Origin of the sequence: Thermogutta sp. (assembly GCF_039793925.1) — a bacterium.
GTDB lineage: Bacteria > Planctomycetota > Planctomycetia > Pirellulales > Thermoguttaceae > Thermogutta.
The window spans coordinates 1-1,544 of sequence record NZ_JBAMME010000061.1 but is presented as its reverse complement, the minus strand read 5'-3'; the positions used below and the strand labels follow the sequence as shown (position 1 = coordinate 1,544).

The 1,544-nt window shown below is 60.5% G+C and carries 1 protein-coding gene; it reads left to right on the top strand.

What is annotated here, in order from left to right:
• Positions 1-116 precede the first annotated feature (116 nt).
• Complete coding sequence (locus ABJK56_RS02035; protein ID WP_347242998.1) at positions 117-1,457, top strand: hypothetical protein; 1,341 nt, start codon at positions 117-119, stop codon at positions 1,455-1,457.
• Positions 1,458-1,544: the final 87 nt, after the last annotated feature.

Below are 1,544 nucleotides of genomic sequence, written 5' to 3'. Positions count from 1 at the left end.
CCGGCGACCTGGCCGGGTTCTTCCAGACCTACTATCCCGGCCTGCGCTACATCCCGATAGAAGCGGCGACGCCGCAGGAGTTAATCGCCCAACTCCAATCGCTGAATGTATAGGCAATGACGACCTCTCGCCGGAAGAATCTCCTCCCTTTAGCAACGGCCCTCTCCATCGCGGCTATAGCGCTAATCCTGTGCAGTCGCCCACTGGCCCGGGGGGATGGGCTGGCCTACTTCATGTGGCTGGACTCCATTGCGGGCGACGGGGACCTGGATTTGAGCAATCAGGCGCAGATTTTTGCTCACCTGAACACCTATCAGGTCCAGTGGAATGAGCAAACCGGTCAGTGGGTCACGGTGTTCCCCTATGGATCAGCGTTATTGTTAACCCCTGCCTACTGGCTGGGGCATCTGGTGAACCGCCTGGGCTGGCTCTCCGTGAACTCCGACTATTTCATCGGCCTTCAGGGGCGGCCATTGGCCTATAGCCTCTTTCCCATGTTCGCTGTCAACCTCTACGCTCTGGGAACGGTCGTCCTGGCTTATCTCTGCGCTTGCCAGTATGTCCCCTCTTTCCCTGCTGCCACATCGGCCCTTTTTCTCTTCCTGGGCACGCCGATGCTGTATTACGCAACCATTGAGCCGTTTACTTCCCATGTGCCTGGGGCTTTCCTGACCGCCCTGACGCTCTACCTGATACTCCGGTGGGACCAAAATCCGCATCCTCTTCTGGCAATAGCAGCAGGTCTGGCGGGCGGACTGGCCACTCTGAGCCGCTGGCAGATGGCGCTGACCGTGTGGTCGCTGGCTCTTCCGTTCCTGCGCCGCCGGGCATGGGGAGCGCTGGCTCTCTTTACTACCGGATTCTGCGCGGTCGTCTGGCATCTGCTTTATACCTGGAACTGGATGTTCGGTCGCTCTCTTCTTCTCGCTCACGCCGAGAGCGGTTTCCTCGGTTGGCCCCGGTATATCATTCCGGTCCTCTTCTCTGGCGGACGCGGATTGTTTATCTGGGCACCGCTAACCACCCTGGCCCTGGTCGGGCTGGTCCTGCTGGGTCGCCGGGACCGGATTCTGACCATTAGCCTGGGAACGGCCTTTCTGCTCCAGACATTGATGAACGCTTCAGTTGCCGACTGGTGGGCCGGGTGGGGCTTCGGCATGCGGAGGATGACCGAACTGTACTCCGTTTTTGTGGTCGGACTGGCTGCTCTCCTGGCATGGGTGCGGCCTGCCTGGCTGCGCAGCGGAGTATGGGCGCTGAGCGCCGTTGGCCTGATTCTCAGCGTGCTGCTATTCCTCTCACACCTGAACTTCGTCAACACGGTCCGGGACCGCCCTCAGGGAGATGCCGCCTGGGTGGAACTCCGGTATCAACTGGTCCAATCCAGTTTCCAGACCACCTGGCAGGTGTTCCGCGAACACTACGGTCCCTGGGCTTGGAGTCGCCCCGGACCGTAAATAAGGCGCGGAGACAAATCCGCTGCCCTGGACCCTGCGCCCTGCAACCTGAGACATGCGCCCTGTCACCATCATCCTCGTCCGTCA

Excerpts from the sequence above, each read along its gene's own strand:
- ABJK56_RS02035 (WP_347242998.1), top strand. The coding sequence starts at position 117 with ATGACGACCTCTCGCCGGAAGAATCTCCTCCCTTTAGCAACGGCCCTC.